A 24490-nucleotide genomic window follows, 5' to 3' on the forward strand; every position below is an offset into this window, starting at 1 on the left:
GGACTCCGGCGGGGAGATTGGAAGGCAATCTCTTTCTCAGATGTCACATTAGCTCAAGAGCCGATTGCGTACACGTGAACTGCAAAAAAGCAGCCATGACCTGTAGTAGAGGCAACTTTCCGCTCACAACGCAGGATGATGGCGTGTTAATTTTTGCTAGGCTGAAATTTGTCGCGGCTCCGAAGTCGGACGCCCTGAGCGCCGACGGTATCGTAGGTGGTGGATTTGCGGCGAGGACCAAGGCTATACGATGAAAATCGCGGTGGCTGGCATCTCGTGACCTGAGCCTGCGCATGGTCTGTCTCGCCATGTGAGGCAGGCCAGCGATACGGCCCCGCGGGGGCATTGGGCCAGCCCTTGATTCGCTCCAGCGGCATCGCCTACACTTGTTTCGGCTCTCGCGCGCGTTCCATGCCTGCCGCTTGAATCCGGGCAGCAGATGGGGTCCTGTGGATGTCGCCGTCCTGTCGGCCTGGACGCACCGCACCATCCGAAAGGACGACAATTGAAATTGTCCATTGTCACCACTCTCTATCGCTCGGCAGCGACCGTCGATGAGTTCTATCGCCGTGTGATTGCGGCGGCCGAGCCGATCACGGGTGACATTGAGCTGGTGATGGTGAACGACGGCTCGCCCGACGACAGCCTTGCGCGCGCCATAGCGCTGCACCAGGCCGACCCCCGGGTTGTGGTGGTCGACCTGTCGCGCAATTTCGGCCACCATAAGGCGCTGATGACCGGCCTTGCGCAGGCGAGTGGCGATCTCGTGTTCCTGGTCGATAGTGACCTGGAGGAAGAGCCGGAGCTCTTGACGCGGTTCCACGAGCGGCTCTCACAGGGCGATTGCGACGTGGTGTACGGCGTTCAGGAGGTTCGGCGTGGCCATTGGTTCGAGCGCGTCACGGGCGAACTCTTCTTCGCGCTCGTCAACGCGCTCGGTGATCAGCCCCTGCCGCGCAACGTTCTGGTGGCGCGGCTCATGACCCGCGCCTATGTGCGCACGCTGGTCGCGCACGGGGAGCGCGAATTCCTGATCGGAAACCTGTTTCAGCTGGCGGGCTATCGCCAGGTCCCGCTTCAGATCCGGAAGCTGTCGACCTCGCCGACGACCTATTCGTTCCGCATGCGGCTGGAGATGGCGGTCAAGCATCTCACCACCACATCGACGCGATTGCTGTACTACGTGATGTATGGCGGCACCGCGATCTTCGTGACGTCGCTATTTACGATCGTCTATTATCTCTTCCGCTATTTCACCTCCGGCATCGGTGTCAGCGGCTACACATCGCTGATCATTTCGATCTGGTTTTTCGGAGGGGTGACAACTCTCGTTCTTGGCACGATAGGCATCTATGTCGCTGACATACTCGTCGAGGTCAAACAGCGTCCTTATACCGCGATACGAGAGATTTACCGGGCTGAAGTCGCCGAGAACGTCATCCACGTGATACCGCGAGACCAGAGGCATGAGACTGGTCGAGGTGTGCAATGAGCGATCATGTCGAGGGCGCGGAGTCTGCCCACGAGCATGATGTCATTCGCAGGCAAGTGACGTCTTACTACTCCTCGAAGCTTGCAGCTTGCGGACCGACATCGAGAGGTGTGGATTGGAACGGAATGGCCTCACACGAACTGCGCCATCGCCAATTCCTGCGTCTCTTGGACGGCGATCGAGAAGCCTCCGTACTGGATCTGGGCTGCGGTTACGGGGATTTTTGCCGATTCCTCCGCGCCGAGGGATATCACGGAGCCTTCACGGGCTACGACGTGGTGCCGGGCATGATCGCGGAGGCTCTGCGTCTTCATGGAGATCAAGGTTGTCGCTGGCGGGTTGGCGGTGAGCCGTCGGAGCCAGCCGACTTTGCTATTGCCAGTGGCATCTTCAACGTCAGGGGAAGTGTGGCTGTTGCGGCATGGACGCAATACGTTCATCAGACCATCGACATTCTTGCAGCCTCGAGCAACCGCGGCTTTGCATTCAATATTCTCAGCCTGTCCAGCGATCCTGAACGTCGCGCGACGCATCTCTATTACGCGGATGCCGCCGAGATGTTGTCGCATTGCTTGAAGCGCTTTGGCCGGTCCGTCGCGCTGCTGCAGGACTATGGTCTGTTCGAATTCACGGTCATCGTTCGACACCCTGTCGGGTAATGCTCAGTCCTGCTCGAGTATGGCTAGTCCGAAGCCGGCGTCACCGTACCGGCCGCCATTGTAGAGCATCAGCCGACCTATGTCTGAATCGAACACGAAAGGGTAGCAAATCATCGGGCCTTCCCAGCTTTCCGCATCGTTGTGGATTCCGGCAAGGGCGTCTCGGCGAGTCCAGGCCAGGCCATCAGGCGAGGTTGCGTAGCCGATCTGATAACCCCAATCGTTGCCGCGATAGGAGTACCAGGCCTTATAGCTGCCGTCGGCTTCGCGCAGGGGACAGAAGCGCGCGATCGCAACTTCGCCTGGATGCTCGAAAGTTAGTGCGTTCGTGCCCTCGATAGTCCAGTGGATTCCGTCGGCTGACTCCGCATAACGGATGTCGTAGGAGGGAAGCGCCCTGCCGTCTTGCAAGGTCCAACTGCGTCCGGACTGATACCACATGCGAAAGGTCTGACCTTCCACCATTACGGCGGGGTCGGCGACGAAGACGGGCTCCCGCATGCAACGATCCAGGATCGGACCAGAGCTGATGCGCTCAAAGGGGAGGTCCAGTCTGCCGGCCGGCCGCTCGGCAGCCCCGATCGCAGCATAGAAGCCTACGGTCACTCCAAGCGTCCAGCCTTGATAATAGAGCCGCTCAATTCCGTGGTGCTCTACGATCCAGCAGCCGATCGCGCCGCTGTCGTCGAAGCCGCCGAGAGGGCCCGGCGACAAGAGGGGATCGGTCGCCAAGCGCAGTATCCGAGTTGGATCGCGGACGTCGATGTCCAGCCACGACACGTTGGATCGTTTCTTTCGATCACGCGGCGTAAAATAAACCCTGTACCGATAGTCGCCCAGGCTTTTTGCGATAGGAAGCATGGCGTGACTGTGCGACCATTCCGAGTGGCCGCTCGCAACAAAAATGTGGCCGAGTTTTCTCCACCGCATGAGCCGCTTCCTTCAGATGCGACGCAGCCGGGTGCTCGGAACGGGAGAACGTTCGGTGCCGCGCGGTGCAACAACCGAGAAGTCGGGTTGATCCTCCAGGATCAACGCTCCGGCGCCCAGCACACATTTTTGTCCAATCGAGATATGGTCGCGCAAGGTCACGTTGACGCCGACGAAGCTTCCCCTGCCGATCTTCGCTCCCCCCGAGACCACCACGTGGGAAGCGAGGAAAACATCATCCTCGATTACCGAATGATGTCCTATATGGTTGCCGCTCCACAGGGTTACATTGGCTCCGATCTGCGCAAAGGGCTGGATCGTGTTGTCTTCCAGGATGAAGCAATTCTCCTTGATGCTCAGGCCGGGGAATATCGTCGCGCGGCTGCTGACGTAGGAAACCAGTTGATAACCTGCGTCACGTGCTGCTGCGACCTTGGCAGCTCGCAGTTCGTTCAAATTCGAGTAGCTGACGGCCACGAAGAGCCCATAATGCTCAGCGGGAAAATGCGTTGCGACAGCCTCGAAAGGCACGACAGGTCGCCCGCGAAACGTGGGGCTAGTAAGGTAGGGCTTATCGACGGTGAACCCCACGACTTCGAATTCGGAATCATGCGTGAAGTAAAAATCCGCAAGCTCGGCGAGCTCGCCGTTGCCGAATATGACGATCTGCTGCTTCACGCGTGTCGCTCCCGGACGAACGCTAGTCGGTTTCAGTCGCCTTGCGCAAGGTCTTCTCGAGCCACGCGACGATCGACAGTCCCTCGGCCGCCGCCTGCCTGACGATTGTCTCGCGCAGTTGCGGCGACACGCCTTCGAGCCGGCCGAAATAGCGGGTGCGGTGCGAGCCGCCGCGCCATCCGGGAAACTCGACGTCGAGGTCGAGCTGAGGCTCGCCGGCGCCGACCTCGAACGAGATCAGGTAGAATGAGCCATTGAGGACCCAGCGGCAGCTGACGTCGCGCGCATTGACCGGAATCCTGTCGAGCGGCGCCACATGCGCGAACAGGGGATTCGAATTCTTCAGGATCTTCGCGAATTCGGTTTCCGCGAGCCACGGGCCCACGCTCTCGTCGCCGGCGACGACGCGGCCCCCCGGTTTTACCACGCGCGCCATCTCCTTGAGCGCGCCGGCGATGTCGGGAAACAGGTTCAGGCCGCCGAAATGAAAGGCCGCATCGAAAAAGCCATCCGGGAACGGCAGCCGCATCGCGTCGCCTCGAAACAAGCGGACGCGGCTGAAATCGGCTCGGACGTCTTCCAGGCGCTGCTTGCCGATCGCGAGCATCTCGTAGGAGAGGTCGCCGGCATAGACAGTTGTGTCCCTGCGGAGCAGATGGACGGTGTCGCGGCAGGTCCCGCAGCCGATCTCCAGCACGCGCGCGCCGGGCAGGAGCTTGAGGCTCGCGACAATATCCTCGCGGACCGGTTCCTCCTCGGCGAGCAGCATCCGGAACATGACGCTGTTGCCGAGATCATATTCATGCGCCCGGGTGCGGTAGAAATCCTGGTTGCCGTGCAGCGGCTGCTCGCCGCCGGTCGCAGGGACGAAATCGGGGATGCCGTCGTGAATGGGATAGCGGGCGCCGTCGGCACCGACGAGCGCTGAGCCATCCGCGGCTGGGGTAAGGGGCTGGTAGTTTTCTGGGCTAACGAAGTCGAGCACGCGATATTCCGGTTTGGCGTCGATCCGAACTGAGCTTGTACAGATTGGGCCGGGACGTGTCACCCGCCAGCGAACCGGCCGACGATCGGCTCCTGGACGACAGTCGTCCGAATGCTTCCGCTCAGCGCGGCAGGCGTTTCAGGTCGGCGCGCGCCTTCTCGGCCAGCGGGTCGTCGCCATGGCGGGCGATGAAGAGCTCGTAGGCTTCCGCCGTGTTCTTGCGGCGGGCGGCCTCGTACTCCTCCGCAACCGCGGCGGACGGATCCCGGGCCGGTGGAACCGACGGAGAAGGTACTGATTTGCCGCTTTCGGCCGCTTTGGCCTTCCCGTCCATGATGGGCAGTCCTTCGGAGCTGTGATGGTCCGCCATGGCGAGAGCAAATATGGCGCCGAGAACACCGGCCGACAGTCGTGATATTCTCATGGTTTTCGTTGCAAATTCATCGCGCTGGACGGTTGCCGCCGCCTTTTCCGCGGTCCCGTATCAATACAGGATTTGATGTTTAACGGCTCGTTACGCAAGCCGCCGGGCATTGGCGCCAAAATTAAGCCAAACGTATCATTCTCAAGCTAGAATCGCCTGCCTGCACCCCGAATCGCGTCCGACGCGTTGCTCCGGAGAGTCCATTGGCCACGTCCGTCACCGTGAGTGCCACCAACAACGCCGATATCGATGGCCTGCTGTCGGGCTACAAATGGACCGGCGCGATCACCTACAGCTTTCCCGACTCGTCCAGCGACTACGCCAGTTCTTATGGCGGCGGCCACAGCGAGCCGATCACCTCGGGCTTTGCCTCGGCGCCGACCCAGATGCAGGCGGCGATCAACTACGCGATCGGACTGATTCTCGGCTACACCAACGCCAGCATCACGTATGCGGGCACAAACGGCGCCGATATCATGATCGCGCAGTCGCCCGCGGCCAATCCGACCTCCTACGCCTACTACCCCGGCAACTATGCGGCCGGCGGCGACGTGTGGTTCGGGACCCAGTACAATTACACACTGGCGCAGCTCGGCAATTACTATTTCACAACGGCGCTGCATGAGCTTGGCCACGCCCTCGGCCTCAAGCACAGCCAGGAGACTGGTGGCCCCGCCAATGTCGCGGTGCCGAGCGCGCATGACGACAGCGAATACACCGTCATGAGCTATCGCAGCTATGTCGGCGCCTCGACGACGGCTGGCTACACCAATGAGGCCTACGGATATCCGCAGACCTACATGGCCAACGATATTCTCGCGCTGCAGACGATGTACGGTGCGGACTACACGACCCAGAGCGGCAACACGGTCTACACCTGGAGCACGACGACCGGGCAGGAGTTCATCAACGGCGTCGCGCAGCTCGCGCCCGGCGGTGGCGCCGGCGGCTCGGCCAACCGTATCTACGAGACGGTCTGGGATGGTGGCGGCGTCGATACCTACGATTTGTCGAACTATACGACGAACCTGAACATCAATCTCAATCCCGGCGCTTCGTCGGTGTTCTCCACCGTGCAGCTGGCAAATCTCGGCGACGGCCATGACGCCTCGGGCAACATCTACAATGCCTATCTCTACAACGGCGACGCGCGGTCCTATATCGACAATGCCACCGGCGGCTCCGGCAACGACAGCCTCCTCGGCAACGCCATCGCCAACGTGCTGAACGGCGGCTCCGGCGACGATGCGATCACAGGTGGTGGAGGCAACGACACCATCATCGGCGGTTCCGGCACCGACACCGCAGTGTATTCGGGCAACGAAGCCAATTATGTCATCGTCTACAATTCGGCCACGCAGACGTTCACCCTGACTGACCAGCGATCCGGCACTCCAGACGGCAGCGATACGGTCACGGGTGTAGAGTATTTCCAGTTCGCTGACGGAACGGTCACGAGCGCCGCTCTCGCGGCTTTCGCCGCCGGCCACGCCGCAACCCGGGAGCCTGATTTCAACGGTGACGGCAAGACCGACCTGCTATTCCTCAATGACACCACGCACGGCGTCGCCGTCTGGGACATGAATGGCACCCAGGTGCTCGACAACACGCAGGTCGGCACCTCGTCCACCGGCTCCCACTATGCCGCGAAGGGCGACTTCAACGGCGATGGCAAATCCGACCTGTTGTTCCTGAACGACTCGACGCACGAGCTGTCAGCGATGCTGATGAACGGATCGCAGAGTACTGCGCCCGCTGTCATCGGTACCATCAATGCCGCAGGCGGATGGCAGTTCACCGACGTTGGCGATTTCAACGGCGATGGCAAGACCGACCTTCTGTTCGTCAACCCGACCACCAACGGGATCGCCGAGTGGCAGTTAAACGGCACGCAGGTCGTTACCAGTCCGCAAGTGGGTGTCGCGCCGTCCGGCTTTCATTTTGCCTCCACCGGTGACTTCAACGGCGACGGCAAGACCGACCTGCTGCTGATCAACGACGCGACGCACGACGTCCAGATGTGGCAGATGAACGGCACGCAAGTTTCGTCCGCGACCACGATCGGCACGATCAACGCGGCGGGCGGATGGCATTTCGCGGCGACCGGCGACTTCAACGGGGACGGCAAGACCGACCTGTTTTTCCTCAACGACACCACCCATGGTGCCGCGGTCTGGTTGATGAACGGAAGCCAGATCACCGCCAGCCCGCAGATCGGCGTCATCAACGCGGCCAGCGGCTGGCAGTTCACTGACATCGGAGATTTCAACGGCGACGGCAAATCCGATCTCTTGTTCGTCAACAGCGCTACCCGTGGCGTCGCCGTCTGGCAGCTCAACGGGACGCAAGTCACCGACAATCCTCAGGTCGGGATCGCGGCTTCAGGCAACGTCTATGCGGGCTTGCAGGACATTAACGGCGACCACAAGTCCGATATCCTGTTCGAGAACGCGACCACCAACGCGCTGACGGTGTGGGAAATGAACGGCACCCAGGTCGCGGTCAACCAGCAGATCGGCACGACAAACTCAGCTGGCGGCTGGCATCTCGTCACCTGACGCGTTTTCGAACGCCGCTGGCTCATTGCGCGTCTCGATCTCGCGCGACTTGATCACCGTTAGCGGATTTCCCACCCCGACCGACCATGGCGGGACGTCCTTGGTGACCACCGACCCGGCGCCGATCACTGCGCCTTCCCCGATTTCGACGCCGGGAAGGACAAGCGCGTTGGCGCCGATCCAGGCGCGATCGTGAATGCGGATCGTGCCGGCAGTGTCGGGAAGTTCGAGCGAACCATGATCATGACTGGCGCCGCACAAGGTCACGCCGGGAGACAGCGCAACGCCCTTGCCGATCACGATCTCCGCGCCTTTGACCAGAAAAGACGGATAGATCCTGCAACCCTGGTTGAGGATCGAGCCGTCGCCGATGGAAACGATCCAAGGGTATCTGACATAGACGCCGTAGTCGATGATCGCCCCGGCGCCCAGTCGCTTGAACGCGAGCTTAAAGATCAGTCTGCGCAGGAACGGCGGAAGCAGGTCGCAGACCGTCCAGAACAGGTGCTCCGCGTAGCGATAATATTGAAACCTGAGCATCAAGAGGCCAGACGTCTGCCGATCAAGACGGCCTGAAGGAGGAAGTCGATCCGGACGGCCCGGAAGGGCAGAACAGGTGACGAGCTTAGACCATCGAAATCTGTCCGGCAAACCCGTCGCGGCAACCCCGGTGACGCAGCATGCCGGGCCCAACGTCGCCGAGGTCCAACGTCCCGTGCCGGGCCGCTTCGTGCGGACCGGTGCGATGTCGCGATAAGTTGTCGCAGGATCCCACGAACCGTTCGGCGAGCCGGCGCGCTTCGTGGCTGCTTGCCGGTGCGGAACACGCAAAAATGGGAGGTGAAAGCCCATTGTCGCTCCGTGGCGCGTGCGCCATACGATGTCGACAGTGACGATTGAAGGTTTTCATCGCTTGTTTCCAGGCAGGTCGAAACGAAAAAGCCTCGCATGATTTGAACCTCCCTGTGGTTGCAAAGACCAATCCAAGCAGGTTCCGACGTGCAGTGGGCTAGCGTCAGATCATTGTGGATGAATCGATTGATCTCCACGACGGCATGTCGCAAAACTTTCTGCGATACGAAATAGAATTTGCGAAATAATAACAAGCCCGCGACAAGACGAGAATTGCGCTAATCGACAGGGGGGCCTGTCAGTTTCGAAAACGCTTCTATTGTCCCATGCCTTCCCGAGCCACGAGTATTGGCTCGCGGAAAAACTGCATTCCCCAGCAAACACTGCTTTAATGGAGATTTACCCATGCGTCGCATTGCCCTGGTGGCTTTGGCCCTCGGACTGTTCGTTCCACTCCTCGCGTCGGCACCCGCCAACGCGCAAGCGACCCGAACCTGGGTGTCAGGTGTCGGTGATGACGCCAACCCCTGTAGCCGCACTGCACCCTGCAAGACCTTCGCAGGCGCAATTTCCAAGACTGCCGCAGCCGGCGAGATCAACTGCCTGGATCCGGGCGGCTTCGGTGCGGTGACGGTGACCAAGTCGATGACGATCTCCTGCGAGGCGGGAACGGCCGGCGTGCTGGTGTCTGGCACCAACGCCATCATCTTCAATGCCGGCGTGAACGATTATCTTTTCCTGAAGGGGCTCGATTTCGAAGGGCTTGGAACTGGCATCAACGGCGTCAGCTTCCTGAACGGCGGATTCCTCCATGTCGAGGATTGCGTCTTCCGGCGCTTCACGGGCAGCGGCATTTCGATCACGGCTGGTGGCGCCACCGGCTTCGAAATCACCCGCACGACGGTATTCAGCAATGGTAACGGCTCGACCGGGGCCGGCATTCGCATCGCGCCGGCAGCCGGCGGGACCAGCAAGGGTATGATCGATCGCGTGGTTGCTGACCGCAACACCTTCGGTTTCGCTGCGGATGCAAGCGGAGGCAGCATATTGCTCAACGTGGACCACAGCTCGGCGACCAACAGCACGCTCGCCGGCGTCATCGGCACGGCCACTTCCGGCACGGCCAACGTGATGATCATGCGTTCGACGGCGTCCAACAATGCCACCGGCATTCAGAACGCCGGCGGGACCACCACGATCCGCGTCGGTGAATCTGCGATCCAGGGCAACACGACCGGCGTGTCGGGTGTGGTGTCGTCCTATACGACCAACCAGCTCAACGGCAACACCACGGACGGGACGATGTCCACGATCCCGCTGAAGTAAGCTGCTTCGTTACCGCTTCGGACCGACGCTCCGGACGATGAACTCGTCCGGAGCGTTTTTCTGTCCGTATCGCCGATCAGGCGTTCCGCTCGAGATAGCGCGCGGCCTCGCGCCCGGTGTTGAACAGCAGGTCGAGCGCGCTGACTTCGTGGACGAAGTCGCCGTGCAATTGCGTGTATTCGGGATAGCCGCGGTAGCTCATCCATTCCGTCGTCACGCCGGCGGCGCGGAACATCTCCTCGTCGAAATAATCGCGTGCGGAAGGGCCGCTGAGATAGCGGTCGGCGCCCGCCGCGCGGGCGATGGCGAGCAGCCGCTCGGTCTTGGCCCCTTGCGCCGGATAGGCGGTGTCGCGCGTCATCCGCGTCCCGATTCCGAGCAAGCCGGCGATGCCGTGCAGGAAGATGGCGTTGACGTCGGTCAGCCTCTTCTCGCGCTCGGCCTGTTCGTACCAGCTCTTCACCACCTCAGCGAAATCGTCGAAGAAGGCGGCGCGGCGATAGGCGAGCGCGATCGCGCGCCAATGCTTCTCGGCCCAGGGCCCCGCGATCTCGACCTCGTCGATCGGCTGCTCGAAGCGGCCCTTGACCACGACGGGGATGGTCAGCCAGGTCGGGCCGTTCGCCGTCTTGATCAGGTTGCGATTGTGCCAATGCCGCTTCACGTACTGGACGCGGTCGAAGATCACGTATTCGTCGCAGCTCCGGATCAGATCGAAGAAGCCCTTCCAGGGGATGTAGCAGGACTGGATGATGCAAATCCGCACAACGCGCGATCCTGTACCCGTGACGGCCGTGTCGGCGCATTCCGCGCGGTGGCCAAGCGACATTCGAAGAGATTCTGGCCCGTCTTATAGTCGCGCCGGCTCTGCTCCCAAAGCATCAAATCGCCGGGCAGCCGTGCACTGGATTCTCGTGGTGCGGCAGACTAGTCTGGCGCGCAGGCAGGGAAGGGACGGCATGACATCTCTCGGCAAATGCGATTCCGTGCGTCGGCGCCAGGCCGGCCTCATCCGACGGGCCGGGTGGGCCGTCGCTTTTGCCGTGCTCGTGCTGCTGCCGGCGATGCCGGCCCACGCCCAATCGGTCCGCCAGGGCGTCTCCGCGTTCCAGCGCCAGGACTATGTGGCGGCCTCCCGTATTTTCATTCGGCTCGCCGAGCGCGGCAACGCGGCGGCGCAGACCCATCTCGGCTTCCTGTTCGAGACCGGCCGCGGCGTGCCGCAGAACTACACGGAAGCCGCGATGTGGTACCGCCGCGCGGCGGAGCAGGGCGACACCCGGGCCCAATACTCCCTGGGCCTGCTCTACGACCGCGGCTTTGGCGTGCCGCAGGACATCGTCGAGGCCTCCAAATGGCTCAACCTGTCGACGGCCGCAGCGCCGCCGCCGGTGCGGGAGTCGCGGGCCCGGATCCGGGATGCCGTCACCACCAAGATGACGCGCGGGGAGATCGCCCAGGCCCGCCTGAGGGCCCTGGAATGGGCGCCGAGCCGGGAGCACTGATCCCCGACGGCCACCTCCCGACGCCCGGCTTTCCCAGGTCGTTCGGTTCCCCAAAACAAAAAGTGCGAAAACAACCCCATGCATAGTAGCCGACGGCCGTCGGCGGGGCGTGTTCGTGGTATTATGATACCATGACATCCGTCGACTCGACTGAGGGAAGGCCGCCGCGGCTGCTGCGCTCGTCGGGGCGGTTGCCGGCGCTTCGGGGATATTATACTTTGCGTACCCAAGCGCCTGGTGCTACCATGAGTAGCGCCGGGGGATTCGTGCCCGGCAGGCTATGGGGCCTCTGGGAGCTCATGCAAAAATATTCAGTCGGCGAACTGGTGGACTTGCAAAGCTTCGTTGTCTCGTTCGGTTCGATGATGAGGCACAACCCGCATGGTATTCACGTAGACACCCAGCAACTCGAAAACATGAGAGCTAAGTTCTCTCGCTACGCTGATCTGGTCAGCGCGCTTGAGTTGCCCATCTCAAAGAATGCAGCAAAACGACTTCTTGCGAGTCTCAATGAAGGCGATCCAGCGCCCGCTGGCGATGGCTTGATTTTCAACGGACAGAAGAAGTTAAACTTGATGGCGAATACCGATAGGCTAACGGACCTCCTAGGCGAGGAGATGGGCGCAAAGCTATTCGTGATGCTCTCACCCCGAATGGCAGATACCTTTGAACAAACCGACCCCCTTTTTGGCAACGAGGTGGAAGCGAAATTTCCAAGGGCGGCTGAAGACATTTCCGAAGCGGGCAAATGCCTCGCATTCGGCCGCGCTACTGCTGCTGTCTTTCATCTAATGAGAGCGCTTGAAAGTGCCACCCAAGCGATCGCCGACAAGATCGGCGCTACCGTTCGCGATTCAAATGGCAAGGGGCTCCCGTGGGGTGTCATCGCGGACAATATGAGGCCGAAAATCGATGCGATGACGAAGGGGAGCGACGAGCAGATAAAATGGTATCGCGTGCAGCACGATCTTGTCGTCGTAAATCGCGCGTGGCGAGTGCCGACAAATCATCCAAAGGAAACATACACTCCAGAACAAGCAGAAGAGGTTTTTGACGCGACGAGGGCCTTCATGAAGGAGCTCGCTCCCCTGGTTTAATGATCCTTCCTATCGCCTCTTCGAAGCTATCTCCGCTTTCATCAACGCCAAGCTTCCGAGCGGTTTGCTTGAACCGCTCAGATTGCTCTTTGTCACTCAGCTTTGGTTTCGGTTTTGCCTTTTTCCCCCCTGGGGGAGCGGCGGCTTTTGCCATATGGGGCCTCTTGGCTAATTAGTCGTTCGATAGGTGAGCCGCTTTCCAGCGACGCCCTTCAATGCACGCTCTGCGCGGTCGGTATCGTTCACACCAAGCGCAACGCGATCGCTGTAGCGGAAGTCAAATTCGTTCAAGTAGCGATGCAGGTGCTTTTCCTTGCAGTGCTGATAGGTGCCCTTCATACCGCGCTTGAACACGGAATAGTAGCCCTCGACGGTGTTGGTCGAAATCATCTTCTCGCCTTCGCGGCGGACATACTCGTCCCTGCCGTGAGCAACGGTGTCGTGGTTGAGGCCATCGACTTCCGCGATGAATTTGTAGGAGTTGGCTTCATCGGTCATCATCTGAGCGTCGCGGCTCATGTTGGCGCGGATGATTGGCTGAATGTCGGCAACGCGCACGCCATCAACGTGGAAGCTGCGGGCCGAGCCGCCGCGCTCAACGAGGGTCACGACAACGTTCTTATTCGCCCAAGCGGTGCGGCCCTTCTTGGGAGCGCCTTCAACGTGGCCGTAGAAGGTCTCATCGACTTCAACGGTGCCGCCGTTGCTGCCCATGGGCGAGGTGTCAGTCGAGCGCATGGCTTCGCGGATGCGATGGGACAGGAACCACGCAGTCTTGAGAGTGCAGCCAAGGGTACGGTGCAGTTGGTTGCTGCTGATACCCTTCTTGCTGGAGGCCATCAGGAAGATCGCCTGAAGCCAATGGCGCATGGGGATGTGGCTGGACTCGAAGATGGTCCCAACCTTCACGGTGAAGGGCTTGCGGCACTGGTAGCACTTGTAAGCGCCGATCCTGGTGGACTTGCCGCCCATCTTGGAAATGCGCTCCACGCCGCCGCAATGCGGGCAGACGGGACCATTTGGCCAAAGCCGCTTCTCCACGAAGTTATACGCAGCTTGTTCATCGTGAAAATGGCGGGCTTCCAGAATCGATTTCATGGCAAAATCCCCTTGTAAAATAGGATATCACGCGCTTTTGGGTACGTCAAGTTTTGATTATGGGGTCAATCCTCAATCAAGAACAAAGCATAAATCACGAAATCGTGAAGTTCTATCAGGCTGAATAGGGTTATATATGGTTCCATGAGTTCAGAAGCAGACACCATCCGCGAGCGCAAGAAGCGCAACCTCGACGAGATCGCCAGACTCCAAAAGGAGAACGACGAGTTCGATGTGGCTTTGCGCGTGCTGGAGCTGGTGCGCCCCAAGCTTCCCATTAAGCCTGCACCCATTGGACGCGTCGTCACCGTCAAATTGCCCCCAAGGCCCGAGGGCATTCCATCCACCTTTGAAATGGTGGAGACCATTCTGAGAGACGCAGAGCGGGCCGGTAAAGGCTCCCTATCGAGTCGTGAGTTGATGGACGAGATAAGGGCCAAGTACTGGCCGGGTGTGCAGAACAAGCAAATCCTCCCGTCCATCTTCGGCTTCGGCAAGGCGGGGAGAATTATCCGGGACGGGGAGCGGTGGAGACTCAAACAAAGATCATCTCCGCCCGAACCGACACTTGAATTGATGAAATAGAAACGGCGGCCGAAGCCGCCGTTTAAGAGACAGGACGTGGTGTAAGAAACACAGCACAGTTTCTAGGGTGAACCATCCAAAAGGACCCCGCTGTGAAAATGCTGGTCGAGCCCAGTCGTTCTACCTTCCTAGCCCCGGTGTATCGGGGATGTAGAGCCCTCCGCCGCGACCTCGCCAAAGGCGCGGAGGTAGGGTGCAGTAGCTGCCCTGTCAGTAGACAGGTGTAAGAGCCGTCACGACCGACCGCGAGTGGCATCAAGGCGGTCGTGACGGGGCTCTTTTAGCAAATCCAGCAGATTCCGTCAAGATTTACAGTTACTTAATAAGTTGAGTCACTTAGCTATCGGTTGGGTACGCGAAGTATAATATAATATTCCCGGCGCTTCTGAAGAACAGATTCAGATCGAAACTGTCGTCAGGCCCCCGAAGTGCCGTGCCTCGCGCCGGCCAATCGACAGCGATCAAACGGTGCTGCTGGCCGATGGCGCCGCACTGCTGATCGCCGCGAGAACGTTTGATAACATTTCTTATGATACATTTCTTTAATTTGAATGTTAATTTCGGTCGCTAGAGACCCGCCTACCGTCGAAACTTCGACCGGGTAGCAACAGGCATTCTTCCATGAGCAATGACGACATCGACCGCGCCGGAAACGATCGTTCCGGCAGCAATACTTCCACGCGCCAAATGATCGATCGCCGCGCGGTCCTTCAGGGCGCCGCCAGCCTGTCCGTGCTGGCGCTCGGCGCGGGCGCGGCAAAGGCGCAGACCAGCACTCCGTCATTGACCAGCTTCACGATCGCGGTGCTGCCCGACACGCAGTTCTATTCGCGTTACGCGACGACCGACGAGAGCCAGCAATTCCAGAAGGCCTACGGCTCGACGCCCTACGACGCGCAGACCCAGTGGATCGCCGACAACGCCGCGAAGTACGGCATCCGCTTCGCCATCCATCTCGGCGACGTGGTCGACCAGCAGAACAAGCCGAACCAGTGGATCATCGCCGACGCCGCGATGAAGAAGCTGGAAGATGCCAAGGTCCCGTATTCGATCCTGGCCGGCAACCACGACGTCGTCACCGACATCGACTACCATAACCCCTGGGATCAGAACTCGGGCACCGATGCCCAGCGCAGCCTCAACGCCGAGCCCTATTTGAAGTGGTTTCCGAGCAGCCGCGCGGCGCAGCAATCGACGTTCCGCGAGCGCGACAGCAGCGGCTTCCACGAATACCACATCTTCCAGGCCAACGGCGTCAAGTTCATGGTGCTCTCGCTGTCCTGGCGCATTTCGGACGGCGCCATCGCCTGGGCGCGCGATGTGATCGATCGCAATCCGACGCTGCCGGTGATTCTGTCCAATCACCAGCTGCTCAACATCGACAGCGACGGCCTGTCGCCGCTCGAGACCGATTACGGCCTGATGCTGTGGGAGAAGCTGATCCGCGACAAGGATCAGATCTTCATGACGCTGAACGGCCATTACCATGGCGCGACTTATCTCTCGAAGACCAACAATTTCGGCAATCCGGTCCATCAGATGGTGGTCGACTACCAGATGGACTATCAGGGCGGCAACGCCATGATGCGGCTCTACGAAGTCGACTTCACCAACAACAAGATCGACGTCATGTCGTTCTCGCCCTGGGTGGTGCAGAAGCCGAAGGCCACGCTCAACCAGTTCGATCATGCCGAACTGACGGCGCCGAACAACAGCTTCTCGATTCCGATCAACTTCAAGACCCGCTTCGCCCGCTTCACGCGCTTCAGTCCGAGCAAGGTGCTGACGGGACCCGCGATCATTCCGGCGGTGCGCGCCGACCTGCTCGCCGGTTATGTCGATCCGCCGACGCCGGAAGTCGTGCTGCCTGCCGATACCGAGGACTATCCGCACGTCGCCGATACCGTGGCGCACTGGCGCGCGCCCGCCGCGATCGTCGACGGCCAGATCGTCCCGGTCGGCGGTGTGCTGCCTGATGTTGCCGGCGGCAACGATCTGGCACGTGTGGCGCTCATCAAATCCGCCCAGCTTGGCGACGTCGTGTGGACCACCGACAAGCACCGTCTGTCGTCCGCCGCGGGCAGCGTCGCGTTTCTCAACACCGACAACACGGTCGGCCGCCTCAACGCCTTCCTGACGGCGTCAGCGGCGTCGCTCAATGGCCGCAGCTTCTGGAACGGCTACACGGTCGAGGCCTTCGTGAAGATCCCGGCCGGCTGGACCGCGAACCTGCACAAATGGGGCAATATCCTCGGTCGCGAGGGTAACCGCGGTAACGTTCCCGGCGGCTATCAGGGCGGCGATCCCGAAGCGTCGAGCGTGCTGTTCGCGATCTCGAACCTGCGCGAAGTGCAGTGGGAAGTGGTGCCGGCGTCCGTCTCGCATAATGCGCAGACCAACTGGTCGGGCGAGATCATCCGCGACAGCTGGTATCACATCGCGATCGTGAACGATCCGTCGACGCTGACCACCACCATGTACATCGACGGCGCGCCGGTGCTCCGCAACGTTGGCAATGCGGCGATCGGCATGCGCTCGCAGAACACGCCGCAGCCCTGGATCCTCGGCGCGGGCTGGTGGGATGGCGTGCTGTCCGACGGCTTCTTCGGTGCGGTCGGAGAGATCCGCATGGTCTACCGTCCGATCGGTCGCGACCAATGGCTGACTGCGCGCAGGACCTGATCTGACATGACCTGATCGCGTTGCGGCGACGCGATCGCCGAGAAAGCCAATGTGGGGCTCGTTTCGACGAGCTCCACATTTTTTTGTCGCGTCCGCGGCGCGACAGCGCAATCGGATCAATGATCGCATCATTCACATAATACATAACATATCATCAAAAATATGATATATCGCGATGCAATACGGACGCTCTCGTAACCTTTTGCCGTGGGCCAGCGGACGACATCCGCGGCCGGCACAGTTTGAATGAAAGCGATCCAGATCTATGGCTGCTCCCGTTGTAAAAGTCGGCTCCGAATTCTCCGTGAACACCAATGCGACCGGCAGCCAGGAGGCGCCTGTAGTCACCGGGCTCGCTGGTGGCGGCTTCGTGGTCACGTGGGATGACGCCAGCGGAACGCTGGGCGATGCCAGCGGCACCAGCATCAAGGCCCAAGTTTATGCGGCCGACGGCAGCAAGGTCGGTTCGGAATTCCGCGTCAACACCGAGACCGCCGACGACCAGCTCGCGCCCGTGATCACGGGTCTTTCCAATGGCGGCTTTGTCGTCACCTGGTTCGACAACAGCCAGACGCTCGGCGACAGCGAGGGCACCAGCATCAAGTCACAGGTGTTTTCGGCCAACGGCACGCCGGTCGGGTCGGAAACCCTCGTCAACGCCTCGACGTCCTATTCGCAGTTGGTGCCTGCAGTCACCGGGCTCGCCGGTGGCGGCTTCGCCGTCACATGGACCGACGACAGCGGCGAGGGTGGCGACGACGACGGCACCAGCATCAAGGCGCAGCTGTTTGCGGCCGACGGCAGCAAGATCGGCTCGGAATTCCTCGTCAATACCGAGACCGGCGGCAGCCAGGACAACGCGACCATCACCGGGCTCGCCAATGGCGGGTTCGTGGTGACCTGGGAAGATCTCAGCGGAACGCTCGGCGATGGCGATGCGACCAGCGTCAAGGCGCAGATCTTTGCCGCCGACGGCAGCAAGGTCGGCTCGGAATTCCTGGTCAACACCGCGACCGCCTCTGACCAGCTCAAGCCGACCATCTCGGCGCTGCCCAATGGCGGCTTCGTCGTGACCTGGTACGATTTCAGCAAGGTCGGCGGCGACAGCAGCGGCAGCGGGATCAAGGCGCAGATCTACGCGGCCGATGGCAGCAAAGTCGGCGGCGAATTCCTGGTCAACACCACGACGGTCAACTCCCAGTTCACGCCGACGGTGACCGCGCTCAGCAACGGTGATTTCGCCGTCGCCTGGCAGGACTGGAGCGGTACGGGCGGAGATGCCAGCGGCAGCAGCATCAAGCTGCAGGTGTTCACTGCGGACGGTCGTAAGGTCGGGGCTGAAATGCTGGTCAACACAAGCACGACCTCCAATCAGCTGCATCCCTCGATCGCCGCCTATGCCGACGGTCGCTTCGTCGTCACCTGGCAGGATGCCAACGGAAACGAGGTCAAGGCGCAGGTGTTCTCGGTCGATACCGTGAAGCCCACGCCGGTCCTGTCGGCCGTGACGCCCACGGGCTCGGGGATCGTAACGCTCGCCGGTTCGGTCGACATTGACGCTGCCGGTCAGACCCTCACGGTGCGCGACGGTACCTCGCAAAACAGTGGCTGGAGCACGAAGGTGACCGTGGACAGCAACGGCGGCTGGAGCGCCAATCTGGCGTCGGACCTGCTCAACACCGCCATCGATCTTGTCGTCACGGACGCGGCCGGCAACACCGGCGTGTCGAACTACGTGTTCGGCACCGCCAGCGGCCGAACCTTCGGTGCCGGCAGCCATCAACACATCTACGGTGCGGCGACCGGCTACGTCATCGGGAACGGTGCGGAGCAGCACATCTATGCAGGCGGCACAGCGATCAGCACGACGCTGAACGCCGGTAGCGTGCAGATGAACTGGGGCACGGAGCACGACACGGCCGTGACCCAGGGCGCTTCAGATTATGTCTATGGTGTCGCGACCGGTTCGACGATCGCCGGCCGGCAAATGATCGGAGCGGGCGGCACCGCCAGCGCGACGACGATCGCCGCTGGCGGCGAGCAGGACATCTACATTGGCGGCACTGCAACCGGCACCGCGATCCAGGGCGGGTTGCAGGCGGTCTATGGCGGCACCGCCGACCAGACGGTGATCGGCAGCGGCGGCGTGCAAACCGTCCAGGGCACGGCTTTGCACACCACCGTTAACGACGGCGGCGAGCAGCGCGTCCATGTGGGCGGAACGGCCATCGGCACGACGCTGAATGCCGGCGGCGTGCAGGTCGACTGGGGCAACGCCAGCGGCACCACCATCGACGGCGGTGTTCAGTACGTCTGGGGCACGGCGAGCGACACCACGATCGCGTCCGGTGAGCAGCATGTCGGTGCCGGCGGCAGTGCCAGCAGCACCACCATCGGTGCGCACGGTCTCGAATACGTCCACACCGGCGGCACGCTGACCGACGTCACCTTCGGCGGGGCATCCGCGAAGCTGGTGCTCGATCAGTCGTCGGCCTTCAGCGGGACGATCACCGGCTGGCAGGATAGCGCCGAGCTCGATCTCGGCGACATCGCCTTCGGTGAACACACGTCGCTTGCCTACGCGGCGAACGCGGGGAACACCGGCGGCACGCTGACGATCACCGACGGCTCTCATACGGCCGCGCTGCACTTGCTTGGCCAATACAGCGCTGCGGACTTCGCTCTCGCGGCGGACGGCCATGGCGGCTCGCTCATCACCAATCCGGTGGATCAGCCCCAGGCCCAGCTTTCGATGTCGCACGCGGCGTAAGCTGAGCAAATCACCGAAGGGGCTTGCCTCATTGGCACGCCCCTTCGGGCTTCTGCGCTGTTCATTAGCCCGGCCAGCCGCCCAGCCAGTTCACATACCAGGTCTCGCCCAGCCAACCGATCCAGATCGCCGGGGCCAGGAACAGTCCGAAGGGCAGGAAGGCGGTCCCGCGCAGCGGTCTTCTTCGCAGGGTGGCATTGGCGACATAGACGCCGATCGCGAGCAGCGCCGCCAGCTCGATTACCGCGGCGACGGTCGCAAGATCGAGCCACGCCCCGCAGACCGCGGCGAGCTTGACATCGCCGAGCCCGAGCCCGTCGCGGCCGCGCCAGCGCCGGTAGAGCACCATCAGCAGCAGCAGCGGGAGCGCCACGGCCGCAGCACGAGCCAGCGGCCAGAGCAGCGCCTCGATGCCGATATCGGGCACGAACGCGGCGGCGCGGAGCAGGGCGAGGGCGAAAGCGGCCCCCGTCAGCTCGTTGGGAATGAGGTAGTGGCGGGCATCATACGCCGCGATCGCGAGCATCAAGGCGGCGAGGAACGCGCCGTACAGGCCTTCGGCGCCCGGCGCGGTGACGAGGCTTGCAAAGACGCCCAGCAGCAGGGCGACGCTGAGTGCGAGCGCGGGGCCCGTTCCCTCGTACACATGCTGTTCGGGCACGCTGCTAGCGTGCCGCCTTGGGCACGGTGACGACGGGATTGCTGGTGCCGACCAGGCGGCTGTTCATCTTGCTGCGCATCTCCTCGGCGATGACATGCGCGTCCACGGGATCTCTGATCAGGGTCGGACGGATGAACAAAATCAGTTCGGTGCGTGCCCGGGTGTTGGTCTGGTGCGAGAAGGCGTCGCCCACGCCGGGAATGGAATCCAGCACCGGAATGCCCTGCCTTTGCTTGTTCTCGGTCTCGCTGATCAGGCCGGCAAGTAGCACGGTCTGGCCGGTGGTCACCGCGATGGAGCTCTTGACACGGCGCTGCGAGATGGTCGGGGTCAGTGTCCCCGAACTGGCAGCGGACACGCTGGAGATTTCCTGCTCGATGTCGAGCACGATATTGCCGTTGGCGTTGGCGCGCGGCAGCACGCGCAGGATGATTCCGGTGTTCTTGTAGTCGATGGTGTTGACCACGGTGTTGTTCGCGGTCAGCACTGTCGCAGTGCCCGTTGAGAACGGCACCTGGTCGCCGACCTGCAAGGTCGCGGCCTGGTTGTCCAGCACCACCAGCGACGGGTTCGACAGCACCTTGACGTTGGTCAGGTTATGCAGCGCGTCGAGAATGACGCGGGGCGAGCTTTCCGCGCCCACCAAGAGATTGAACCCTGGGAGCACGCGCCCCAGCAGGGCGCCGGCCGCCGCATTGACGGCATTGCTGGCGGGCTCGATCGCCGTGGTGCCGTTAGTGGCGACGCCCGGGATGGTGCTGGAAATCGAGCCCTTCTGGCTTGCGAGGAAATATTGCACGCCATAATTCAACTGATCGTTCAACGTCACTTCGGCGATCGTCGCCTCGATGGCGATCTGGCGCTGTGGGCGGTCGATCTGGCGGATGGTCTGTTCGACGATGCGCTGCGATTCCGCGTTGGCAAAAACAAGGATGGCGTTGTTGCTGACGTCAGCGGTGATCCGGACGTTCGGGAGATAGCCGTTGCCGCCGGAGGTCTTGGTACCTGAGGTGCTCGCGCCGCCGAGTTGCGAATCCTGAGTCGGGGCGGGCGCGGGACGGGCACTTTGCGACGCGCCAGGACCGCCGGTGATCGGCACGGCAGCGCCAGCGCCAGCGGTTGGCAGCGCGCTCAAGGAGGCTACCGAATTGTTGGCAGACGACGAAACCGAAACGCCGCCGCCGGGCGAAATCTGGCTGGATGCGCTGTCGAGGCTGAAACCGCCGCTCGAAGGGCCGATCAGCATTTCGTTCAGTAGCGCGACCACTTGTTTCGAGTTCCCATAGCGCAAGGGATAGGACTGCATGTTGGCGGCGTCGGTATCGGATTTATCCAACCGCGCGATCCAGGTCATGGCACGTTTGAGATATTCAGGCTTCCTGCTGACGACGAGGATCGAATTGAGCCGGCTGATCGCCTGGAATTTGAGAACGTTCTGGCTCAGGCCGCCTTCGCCGGAATCCATGATCTTTTCCAGCTCGGAGACCAGAGGCTCGGGGGTGGAGTTCCGCACCGGAATTATGCCGATCGATTGCCCGCGCATCCAGTCGGCATCGAAGGAGAGGATGGTGTCGACCGCGGTCGCCCGGTCGGTGCCGCTGCCGCTGACGATCAGCGTGTTGCGGGCACTGTCGGGACGCATGGTCGAGGCCTTCACGCCGAAGGCATCGAGCAGCTTGAAGATGTTCTGGGCCGAGACATAGCGCAGCGGCACCACAGTGATGCCCTGGCCGGCTTCGGCGTTCGCCGAGCGGTCGATGCCCCCGGGACCTGCTTCCGGTGCCGGCAGCAGGCGATAGCCGGTGCGGTCGCGCACCAGCGCCACGCCGGACATGCGCAGCGCATTCTCCAGCACATAGAGCGCGTCCGCTTTGGACACCGGACGCACCGAGGCAAGCGTCACGGTCCCCTGCACCCGGGGATCGATCGTGTAGCCGAGGTTGAGCACGTCACCCAGGATGACCTTTGCGACGGTCGCCACCGGCGCGTTCTCGAAATTGAGGTCATAGCCGCTGCCGCCGGCATCGTCGCGTTCGGCGAGCGCGGCGCCTTGTGGGGTCGTGCCGTCGCTGAGATAGATCGCAGGGCGTGAAGCGTTAGGCTGCTTGAGGCCCGTGGCGCCGGTGTCGGTCGTCTGGCGCGGCAAAAGATCAATCGAGCGGATCTTGTCGGCGAGGTCCTGGGCGCGTGGATCTTTGGGGTCGGCCTCGATCGACTGATCGGCGGTCACGATGCACGCGCTCAGTGCAAATCCGGACAAAAGTAGAACGAGCGTTCCAGTCAACGCTGAGCGCCGGCGCGAAAGCGGCTGTACCACTTCAAACAAAATACGCCTGCCAACGCTGAGAGTGACTGAAAAGGCGTCCGATCCCCTTGGCCCGGACGCGCAATAATTTGCGCCGCGATTATGTTTTTGCTAATAAATAAGTCAAGGGTAAAGGCCCTCCATGCCGGTCGAAGCTGTTGCATTCAGGTAACAAGGTCAACGCTGTGAATGCGATGCGAGACCGCTCCGCCGATAGCTTCCGACAGCACCTCCTGGAAAAGTATTCACTGCCGCCACGGGCGCATGCTCGCGTGGAAAATTCGGCCAATCCCGCGGTCTTGCGGCCTTTACGGGAGTTTTGGGAAACCACCGATCTCTCGGCGGCCGAATTCGCCGATGAAGTCTCCGATCATTTTGCACTGCCGCGGCTGAGTCTTCCGCAACTGCTCGCGGCCACGCCCCGTCTCGACGGCTTTTCGCGCCGCTTCCTGCGTGAATCCACCATCTTTCCTTTCAGCGCGACCAATGACGTCTTCCAGCTGGCTGTTGCCGATCCCTCCGACACGGCTGCCATTCGCGCCGCCGAAATCGTGTTCGGAACGCCGGTCGATGTCGTCGTGGCGTCATATGAGGACATTACGACAGTCCTCGATCAACGGGCCGAGGCCGACGACGCAAATGCCGATCGAAGCGGCGGACGCGTTGCGCAACAATCCGACGACGACATCGAGAGTCTGCGCGATCTCGCCAGCGGTGCGCCGGTGGTGCGCGCGCTCAATGATCTTCTGGAGCGCGCCGTGGACTTGCGCGCGAGCGACATTCACGTCGAGCCGTTCCGTGCCGGGCTCGTGGTGCGCATGCGCGTCGACGGCCTGTTGCGCGCGTTGCCGTCGCCGCACGGCATCCCGCCGCAGGCGCTGATCTCGCGCATCAAGATTCTCGCCAGCCTCAACATCGCGGAACGGCGCCTGCCGCAGGACGGCGCGGCGCGCGTGCGCGTCGGGCGCAGCGAGATCGACGTTCGCGTCGCGACCATGCCGACGCAGCATGGCGAAAGCGCCGTCATCCGCCTGTTGCCGCGTGACCGCGGCCTGCTGGAGATGAGCAAGCTTGGTCTGGCCGCGCGCGACGAGAGCGTGATGACGCGGCTGCTGGCGATGCCGCACGGCATGATCGTCGTCACCGGGCCAACCGGAAGCGGCAAGACCACGACGCTTGCGACCATGCTGTCGATCCTGAACGAGCCGACGCGAAAGATCCTCACCATCGAGGATCCCGTCGAATACGAGATCCCCGGCATCAACCAGTCCCAGGTCAAGCCGTCGATCGGGCTGACCTTCGCCTCGGCGATGCGCGCCTTCGTACGCCAGGACCCCGATGTGATCATGGTCGGCGAGGTCCGTGACGCCGAGACCGCCCATATTGCGATCCATGCCGCGCTGACCGGCCATCTCGTGCTGACGACGCTGCACACCGAGACGGCGGCGGCCGCCATGCCGCGCCTGATCGATCTCGGCATCGAAGGCTTCCTGCTGAAGTCCACGCTGCGTGCTGTGGTCGCACAGCGCCTGGTGCGCATGCTCTGCGACCGCTGCAAGGTACCGCATGCGCTGAGCGAGGCCGATCTCGCCAAGGACCCGCGCTTTGCCATCATCGGTTTCAAGTGCGGCGAGGTCGTGCACGAGGCCGGTGGCTGCGAACGCTGCGGCGGGACCGGCTATCGCGGCCGCAACGGCGTGTTCGAGATCCTCGAAATGTCCGACGAGGTGCGTGCGCTGGTCGGGCCGCAGACGGATTCCCACAGCATCGATGCCGCTGCGATGCGGGGCGGCATGACCACGATGCTGGAGGACGCGGTGGCCAAATGCCGGGCCGGGCTCACCACCGTGCCCGAAGTCTTCCGCGTCACGACGGTGCGCTGA

Annotated in this window: 19 protein-coding genes; 10 read left to right on the forward strand and 9 right to left on the reverse strand. The window is 61.9% G+C overall.

What is annotated here, in order from left to right; all coding sequences use genetic code 11:
- The first annotated feature begins 505 nt into the window (after window positions 1-505).
- Entirely contained in the window at window positions 506-1492 is a 987-nt protein-coding gene (locus B5V03_RS34805; protein ID WP_129274874.1) for a glycosyltransferase family 2 protein, read from the forward strand.
- Window positions 1489-2151 carry a class I SAM-dependent methyltransferase gene (locus B5V03_RS34810; protein WP_129274875.1) on the forward strand — a complete coding sequence of 221 codons (663 nt, stop codon included), beginning with the start codon at window positions 1489-1491 and terminating at the stop codon, window positions 2149-2151. Before B5V03_RS34805 ends, B5V03_RS34810 begins: the two co-directional genes overlap by 4 nt.
- 3 nt (window positions 2152-2154) lie before the next feature.
- On the opposite strand, the gene B5V03_RS34815 is transcribed toward B5V03_RS34810, so the two are convergent.
- The 4 genes from B5V03_RS34815 to B5V03_RS34830 all read right to left on the reverse strand — a co-directional run bounded on the left by B5V03_RS34815 (window position 2155) and on the right by B5V03_RS34830 (window position 5078).
- Window positions 2155-3081 carry a hypothetical protein gene (locus B5V03_RS34815; RefSeq protein ID WP_129274876.1) on the reverse strand — a complete coding sequence of 309 codons (927 nt, stop codon included), beginning with the start codon at window positions 3079-3081 and terminating at the stop codon, window positions 2155-2157.
- 12 nt (window positions 3082-3093) lie between these two features.
- The gene (locus tag B5V03_RS34820) at window positions 3094-3759 is read right to left on the reverse strand and encodes an acetyltransferase (protein ID WP_129274877.1); all 666 of its coding nucleotides are present in this window, start codon (window positions 3757-3759) and stop codon (window positions 3094-3096) included.
- Window positions 3760-3781: 22 nt separating this feature from the next.
- The gene (locus B5V03_RS34825; RefSeq protein WP_129274878.1) at window positions 3782-4744 is read right to left on the reverse strand and encodes a methyltransferase domain-containing protein; all 963 of its coding nucleotides are present in this window, start codon (window positions 4742-4744) and stop codon (window positions 3782-3784) included.
- Window positions 4745-4865: 121 nt separating this feature from the next.
- Entirely contained in the window at window positions 4866-5078 is a 213-nt protein-coding gene (locus B5V03_RS34830) for a hypothetical protein (RefSeq protein WP_349643411.1), read from the reverse strand.
- A gap of 293 nt (window positions 5079-5371) precedes the next feature.
- Here B5V03_RS34830 and B5V03_RS34835 point away from each other — a divergent pair, with 293 nt between their 5' ends.
- Window positions 5372-7726: an FG-GAP-like repeat-containing protein gene (locus B5V03_RS34835; RefSeq protein WP_129274880.1), complete on the forward strand. Its 2355-nt coding sequence runs from the start codon at window positions 5372-5374 to the stop codon at window positions 7724-7726.
- On the opposite strand, the gene B5V03_RS42845 is transcribed toward B5V03_RS34835, so the two are convergent.
- On the reverse strand, window positions 7697-8266 hold the full coding sequence (locus B5V03_RS42845; RefSeq protein ID WP_164988482.1) for an acyltransferase: 570 nt from the start codon (window positions 8264-8266) through the stop codon (window positions 7697-7699). The genes B5V03_RS34835 and B5V03_RS42845 overlap by 30 nt on opposite strands.
- A gap of 717 nt (window positions 8267-8983) precedes the next feature.
- Here B5V03_RS42845 and B5V03_RS34845 point away from each other — a divergent pair.
- Entirely contained in the window at window positions 8984-9904 is a 921-nt protein-coding gene (locus B5V03_RS34845) for a hypothetical protein (protein ID WP_129274882.1), read from the forward strand.
- A gap of 76 nt (window positions 9905-9980) precedes the next feature.
- On the opposite strand, the gene B5V03_RS34850 is transcribed toward B5V03_RS34845, so the two are convergent.
- Window positions 9981-10670 carry a WbqC family protein gene (locus B5V03_RS34850; protein WP_129274883.1) on the reverse strand — a complete coding sequence of 230 codons (690 nt, stop codon included), beginning with the start codon at window positions 10668-10670 and terminating at the stop codon, window positions 9981-9983.
- A gap of 151 nt (window positions 10671-10821) precedes the next feature.
- On the opposite strand from B5V03_RS34850, the gene B5V03_RS34855 reads away from it, so the two are divergent.
- A complete protein-coding gene (locus B5V03_RS34855; RefSeq protein WP_245502429.1) occupies window positions 10822-11409 on the forward strand; it encodes a tetratricopeptide repeat protein in 588 nt (195 codons plus the stop codon).
- Between the two features lie 299 nt (window positions 11410-11708).
- Complete coding sequence (locus B5V03_RS34860; protein WP_129274884.1) at window positions 11709-12506, forward strand: hypothetical protein; 798 nt, start codon at window positions 11709-11711, stop codon at window positions 12504-12506.
- A gap of 168 nt (window positions 12507-12674) precedes the next feature.
- Here B5V03_RS34860 and B5V03_RS34865 read toward each other — a convergent pair whose 3' ends face one another.
- Window positions 12675-13604: an IS1595 family transposase gene (locus tag B5V03_RS34865; protein WP_129274885.1), complete on the reverse strand. Its 930-nt coding sequence runs from the start codon at window positions 13602-13604 to the stop codon at window positions 12675-12677.
- A gap of 144 nt (window positions 13605-13748) precedes the next feature.
- On the opposite strand from B5V03_RS34865, the gene B5V03_RS34870 reads away from it, so the two are divergent.
- The 3 genes from B5V03_RS34870 (at window position 13749) to B5V03_RS34880 (ending at window position 19641) form a co-directional block, all read left to right on the forward strand.
- Window positions 13749-14189, forward strand: a complete 441-nt coding sequence (locus B5V03_RS34870; RefSeq protein ID WP_129274886.1) for a hypothetical protein — start codon at window positions 13749-13751, stop codon at window positions 14187-14189.
- Window positions 14190-14810: 621 nt separating this feature from the next.
- Window positions 14811-16871: a LamG-like jellyroll fold domain-containing protein gene (locus tag B5V03_RS34875; RefSeq protein WP_129274887.1), complete on the forward strand. Its 2061-nt coding sequence runs from the start codon at window positions 14811-14813 to the stop codon at window positions 16869-16871.
- Window positions 16872-17136: 265 nt separating this feature from the next.
- Window positions 17137-19641, forward strand: a complete 2505-nt coding sequence (locus tag B5V03_RS34880; RefSeq protein ID WP_129274888.1) for a hypothetical protein — start codon at window positions 17137-17139, stop codon at window positions 19639-19641.
- Window positions 19642-19705: 64 nt separating this feature from the next.
- Here the strand turns inward: B5V03_RS34880 and B5V03_RS34885 are convergent, their stop codons facing one another.
- Complete coding sequence (locus B5V03_RS34885) at window positions 19706-20302, reverse strand: prepilin peptidase (RefSeq protein ID WP_129274889.1); 597 nt, start codon at window positions 20300-20302, stop codon at window positions 19706-19708.
- Window positions 20303-20306: 4 nt separating this feature from the next.
- Window positions 20307-22619 (reverse strand): type II secretion system secretin GspD, encoded by a 2313-nt coding sequence (gene gspD, locus B5V03_RS34890; protein ID WP_245502443.1) that lies wholly within the window; start codon window positions 22617-22619, stop codon window positions 20307-20309.
- Between the two features lie 182 nt (window positions 22620-22801).
- On the opposite strand from gspD, the gene B5V03_RS34895 reads away from it, so the two are divergent.
- Complete coding sequence (locus B5V03_RS34895) at window positions 22802-24490, forward strand: GspE/PulE family protein (protein WP_433995361.1); 1689 nt, start codon at window positions 22802-22804, stop codon at window positions 24488-24490.

This window comes from Bradyrhizobium betae (assembly GCF_004123905.1).
GTDB classification, from domain to species: Bacteria; Pseudomonadota; Alphaproteobacteria; order Rhizobiales; family Xanthobacteraceae; genus Bradyrhizobium; species Bradyrhizobium betae_A.